Here is a 5,962-nt window from a genome sequence, read left to right as displayed (position 1 = left end):
GGGCCGCGCACGGCCCCCCCCCCCGGCGGGCCCGCGGGGGGGCGGGCCCCGGGGCGCGGGGGGGGGGGGGGGGGGCGCCCCCCCGCCGACCCGACACACACCGACCTGGAAGACCCGACACGCACCGAACCGGAAGGAGGACGGGCACACCGGCCCGCAGGGGCACGGCGGCCCTGACGACAGATGACCACTTCATGGGACCCCACGGCGCCGGGCGTGCTCCGGCTGCCCTCCGGCCGGCTCGTCCGCGGCCGGGGACTCCGACGCCCGCTCCCGCACGGGCCGGAACCCACCTTCGCGCTCTATCTCCTCGGCAGCCGGCCGGCCCCGGTGGTCTGGGAGCACCGCTGGCTGCGCTGGCCCGACTTCTGGCTGCCGTCCGACCGGGTCGCGACCGCCGCCGCGTTGCGCGAGGCGTGGACCCGCGCCGAGGACGGCCGCGTCGAGGTCGCCTGCGGCGGCGGGAAGGGACGCACCGGCACCGCCCTCGCCTGCCTCGCGGTCATCGACGGGGTGCCGAACGACCAGGCGGTCGCCTACGTTCGGCAGCACTACTCCGCACAGGCAGTCGAGACCCCCTGGCAGCGCCGCTACGTCGCCCGGTTCCAGTAGCCGGCCCGACGACCGGGGGCCGCGGCGGGGGCGATGATCCGCCGTCGTGCGCTCCCGACCCGCGGGGACGCCGCCGACGAGCAGCAAGGGCTGATCGTCGGCGGCGCTCGTCGCGCCGGGGCGCGAGCCCGCGCCCCGATCTCAGCCCGACAGCGGCGTCCCGCCCCACCCCGCCGGGTTCCGCGCCTCACCGCATGCCGCGCAGGGCCGTCTGGAGGCGTTCCTGGGCGCGGCGGCGGCGCTCGTTGCTCGCGCCGAGCACCAGCAGCAGGATCCCGACCGGGATCAGCGCCAGCCACGGCCCGAAGCTGAACAGCGCGTGCACCGCCGCGACCGCGGTGACGCTGGCGCCGACGATCACCGGCGCCTGTTGCTGGCTCATCGACCCGAAGACGAGCACCGCCACCGCGCCGAGCAACAGCAGCACCTGCCGCAGCGAGCTGGACTCGGTGGCCAGCACGATCGCCAGGGTCGGCACGAACGCGGCGACCAGCGCCGGCCCGTACGCGACCCAGCTGCTCAGGTCGGGCCGGTGCCGCAGCTCCAGCACTCCGACGAGCAGGGCGAGAGCCGCGAACGGCAGCGTGTACGCCTCCGGCAGCGCCACGTCGGCCACCCGCATCAGGATCCACCAGGCGGCGATCTCGCAGACCACCACCGCCCAGAACAGGATGCGCCGCTCCACCGGCCGGCGGCCCGGCCGGGTGGCCGCCACCCCGAGGACCGCGCCCCAGGCCGCCAGCAGCGCCGCGATGTGCCGCGGCGAGTCGAAGGCCAGGGCCAGGGCGATCAGGGCGGCCCCGTGGCCGCTCCACTCCACCGTGGCCGCCTCGCGCTGGGCCTCGGGGCGGCGCAGCCGGGGCAGCGTCGCGGCGAACACCTGCAGGGCCGCGCCGACCGCCAGCACGCCGAACGCGGACCAGACGGCCGCGAGCCCGGCCACGAGGCCGGCGGTGAGCACGAACAGCTGCGCCATCAGCGAGGCGAAGAGCCAGCCGAGGATGCGCGCCCGCTGCGTGACGCCGAAGAGCGCCGCCACCGTGCCGACGCCGACCGCGCCGCCCAGCGTGAACAGCGTCAGCTCCCGGGTGGCGAGGCTGCCCGCCAGCCCCGCGCCCCCGGCGGCCAGCCCGATGGCGAAGACCAGCACCCGGGTCAGCCGCAGCGAGCGGGCCCGCTCGACCAGCGGCGGCGGCGGGGTCAGCGCCAGGCCCAGCATCGAGATGGTGAACACCGCCAGCGCGGCGAGGGTGCTCGCCGGCCAGCCGTTGCCCAGCGAGACCGGGGTGATCAGCAGGGTCACGGCCGCGCCGGGCAGGACCACCGGCACCGCCCGGGAACGCCGGCCGCCGCTGAAGCCGGTGGCCGCCAGCGCGGCGGTCGCGGTGAGCAGCAGCGCGGTGAGCACGTGGGTGGCGTCGACCGCGCCCGGTGGTGGGGTGAGCAGTTCCGGCGGCGGCCCCTGCCAGACCCGCGCGAGGCTGCGGTGCGGCTCGACCAGGGCGACGACCAGGGACGGCGCGATCGACACCAGCGCCAGGACGGTGGGCAGCGCCGCGACGGCGAGCGCGCCGGCGGCCGGGCTGACCCGCCAACGCCGCTGCGTGCCGTCGTCCGGCAGGCGCCGCAACGCCCCGTCGAGCAGCACCGACCAGCGCCGCACCGGCTGGGCCGAGTCGGCCGGTGGCTCGGTCGCCGCGCGGACCAGTTCGGCGAGCACCCCGAGCAGGGCCGCGGCGGCGGCGTAGACACCGACGGGCAGCCCGGTGGGGATGGCGGCCAGGGCGCTGACCGTCGCGCCGCCGGCCACCGTCGCGCTCGCCCAGGGCAGGTACTGCGGGATCTGCCGCCGCACGGCCGCCACCGCCGCCAGGCCCAGGCTGGACGCGGCCAGCGCGGCCGTGAGCACCACCTCGGGCGAGCGGCCGAACTCGGCCGCCAGCGCCGCGACCGCGCCCGGGAACGCGAGCAGGGCGGCACCGGCGGCGGCGCCCCCGATCTGCGCCAGGTGCGGCGGCATCCCCTCGGTCTCGATGTCGTCCACCAGCGGCGCGGCCAGCGACCGGGCCAGCGCCGCCACCACCACGCCGATCAGCGCGATGCTGCCCAGGGCCAGCGCGGTCGTCCACGGCCTGACCAGGCCGGCACCGGCGGCGTGCAGGGCGACCACCCCCGCCACGACCGCCCGGGACGACCCGGCGCGTGGGTCCACCGCGGCCACGGCGGCCATCCCGAAGACGGTGGCGACCATGCCGCCGACCAGGACCGGCGACCACCACGGCAGGTCGAACGCGGCCGGCGCGCCGATCGTGGCGAGCACGGCCGCCGCGCCGGACACGTCGTACTTCCACGGTGGCGGCAGGAGGACCGCGGCGGCGACGCCGAGCAGGGCCAGCGCGATCGGGGCCTGCCACGTGGACCCGCCCGTCGGCGCGGCCGGCCAGCCGGTCAGGTCGCCGGCCCAGATCGGGCCCGGGGTGGCGAGCACCCCCCACCCGCCCCGCAGCGCGCTCCAGCCGGCCAGCAGCCCGATCAGCACCCCGCCGACGGTGATGCCGAGGATCGGCCCCCGCCGCCACTCCTCGGGCATCGCCCGGGCGGCCACGGCGACCACCAGCACCAGCCCCGCCGCGACGGCGAGCTGCCCGCCGGGGGTGAGCACGGCCGCGATCCGGGCCAGGGTGGCGATCAGGGCGGCGGTGACCGCCGCGGCGGCGAGGTCGGAGCCGTCCAGGGCCAGGTCGGAGCGCCGGCCCGCGTCGATGGGGCCGGCGAACACCACCATCGCGGCGGCGACCAGCAGCAGCCCGCCGACCCAGGCGTCGGCGGCGGTGGCGCCGGGCGCCCCGAACGCGGCGGCGGTGACCACGATCGCGCCGAGGGCGGTGCCCACGGCCAGCGGCGCCGCGATGTGCCGCTGCGAGACCTGCACGATGGCGGCGTAGCCGAGGGTGACGCAGACCGCCAGGAAGCTGGCCGCCAGCACCGGCACGGTGGCCTCGCGCAGGCTCGCCGGGGTGGGCGTCGGGTCCGTCGGCACGATGGCGGCGACGAAGGCCGCGACCGCGCCCGGCAGCGCGAACGCCGCGCCGCCGGCGGCCCAGGCGGAGAGGGTGTCGGCCGCTGCCGGGGCGAGCCGCAGCCGGGGCGCCACGGCGACCAGCGCCCCGGCGGCGAAGAGCGCGAGCAGGACCGCGCTGGTCAGCGCCGGCCGGGCCAGGGCGGCGCCCGCGCCGAACAGCCCGACGCCGGCCGCGGCGGCCGCGTGCGCCACCGCCGCCCGCCCGGTCCGCGCGGAGAGCCCGACCACCCCGATGCCGATCGCGGTCAGCACCATCGGCCAGGGCGCCACGGCCCACCCGAGGCCGAACGACGCCGGCACGGCGAGCGCGGTCAGCGCCGCGCCGACCACCGCGAACTCCCGGCGGATCTCCGGCGGCAGGGCCAGCACCGCGGCCACGGTCAGCAGGAAGGCGCTCGCGGCGAGCTGCCAGGCGGCCGGGCCGACCGCGGCGGACAGCTCGGCCGCGTAGCGGCTCAGGTCGGCCTCCCACGCCGGCAGGGCGGCGCGGACGGGGGCCACCCCGGCGCGCAGGGCGCCGCCGGCGACCACCACGCCGCTGACCGTGAGCGCCACCGCCGAGGCGAGCTGCGGCCCGCGCCGGGCGGCCTCCGGCACCGCCCGGACCGCCAGCCCGGTGACCGTGATGACCGCCGCGATCAGCAGCAGCGCCCGGCCGGGCAGCGCCACCGAGGCGATCCGGCTCAGGGCGCCGATCACGGCGAGGGTGAAGATCCCGGCGCCGAGGTCGGGCAGCGGCGGCCGGCGCAGCACCAGCGTCCCGGCCAGGCCCACGGCGGCGGCCAGCAGCAGCGCCAGCCCCGCGCCGGCCGCGGTCGGCACGGTGGCCGCGCGGAGCAGGGCGGTGACGGCGTACGCGAGGGCGAGGGCGACGGCCACTCCGTGCAGCGCCCAGGCCAGCTCGCGCAGCCCCGGCACCGGGCGGGCGGCCGGGGCCGGCCCCTGCTCCGGCAGGCCGCCGTCGAGCACCTCGCCGGCCTCCTCCGGCGCCCCCTCGGGCCGGCCCTCGGACCGGCGCTGGCGGGGGGCGGCCGGTGCCGTCGGCGCGGCGGGGGCGGCGGGTGGCTCGGGCAGGTCCCGGCGGACCGGGCGCTCCAGGGTGACCGGGGACCGGGCCAGCCAGAGGTCGAGCACGGCCACCGTGGTCAGCACCAGCGCCCAGCCGCCGGGGCCGGTGATCCGGTCGTACGCCAGCAGCGGCAGCACCGGCTGGGCGGCCAGCACGGTGGCGAACCGGGGCGCGCGCAGCCCCGACCAGCCCGCGTAGCCGAAGGAGACGCCGGCGGTGACGGCGAAGACGACCCCGGCGAAGACCGCGCCGGAGGCGCCGCCGTTGCCGATCCGGTCCACCGCCCACAGCGCGTAGCCGGCGAGCGGCACCAGGAGCAGGCCGACGGCGGAGATGGTCTCGGCGGTCGAGGTGAGCCCGCGCCGCGCCAGCACCGGCGGGGCGAGCAGCATCAGCACGGTCGCGAGCAGCAGGATGCCCAGCCGGGCCAGCGCGTCCATCGAGCTGGTGGCCACCGCGGCGAAGACCACCGCGGCGACGCCGAGCAGCAGCGCGCCGAGCCCGAGGGGGATGTTCTGCACCTCGCGGGAGGACGCCTCCGGCGGGTGCTCGGGGTCGTCGGCGTCCAGCCAGGTGGCGGTCGGTGGCGGGGGCGGGTCGTCGGGGGCGGGCGGGGTGCCCTGCCGGGGCACCCGGGGCGGGGCGCCGGTGGCGGCGGTGGGCGGCCGGCGGCCGGGCCGGCGGCGCAGCACCCTACGGGGGCGGGTGGCCTGCTTGAGGCGTTCCTCGCCGGCGTGCGCGAGGATGTCCCGCTGGAAGAGCGCGGCCTGCATCTTGGCGGCGATCTGCCGCTGCTCGCTGGCGATGGCGGCCTCGCGGGCCTTCATCTCCGCGATGGACCGCTCGATCTCCGCCAGGTGCTCGACCCACTGTGGCTGGTGCGCACCGCAGTGCGGGCAGCTGACGGCCGGTTTGATCTCCCGGCCGCACGAGGAGCACTGAAAGCTCGCCACGACACCCCTCCGCCCGCACTGTGGACTCCCACCTTGGCAGCATGCCCAATGCGGGCGCGGATTTCGACAGTTGTCGGCGGGTCCGGGGCAAAGATCGTCGGGGCGGACGGCGAACGGCCGGGGGCGGCGCGGGCGCCGCCCCCCCCCCCCCGCCGGCGGGCGGGAGGGGCGGCCCAAGCCGCGGGACTCCCAGCCGGCCAGCGTCCACCCTGCGGAGTCCAGGCCGTTGCGGGCGGCGCCCCCCAT

Annotated in this window: 2 protein-coding genes; one reads left to right on the top strand and one right to left on the bottom strand. The window is 79.1% G+C overall.

Translation table 11 applies throughout. The annotated features are described in order from the left end of the window. Positions 1-183 precede the first annotated feature (183 nt). Positions 184-612, top strand: coding sequence for a protein-tyrosine phosphatase family protein (locus ACGF7U_RS30915; protein ID WP_393112749.1), 429 nt, complete (start codon positions 184-186; stop codon positions 610-612). A 187-nt stretch (positions 613-799) separates the two neighbouring features. Here ACGF7U_RS30915 and ACGF7U_RS30910 read toward each other — a convergent pair whose 3' ends face one another. Beyond that, positions 800-5,716, bottom strand: coding sequence for an SCO7613 C-terminal domain-containing membrane protein (locus ACGF7U_RS30910; protein WP_393112747.1), 4,917 nt, complete (start codon positions 5,714-5,716; stop codon positions 800-802). Positions 5,717-5,962: the final 246 nt, after the last annotated feature.

It is taken from the genome of Micromonospora sp. NPDC047670 (assembly GCF_043204915.1).
Classification (GTDB): domain Bacteria; phylum Actinomycetota; class Actinomycetes; order Mycobacteriales; family Micromonosporaceae; genus Micromonospora.
This window is presented reverse-complemented; position numbering and strand designations above follow the sequence as displayed.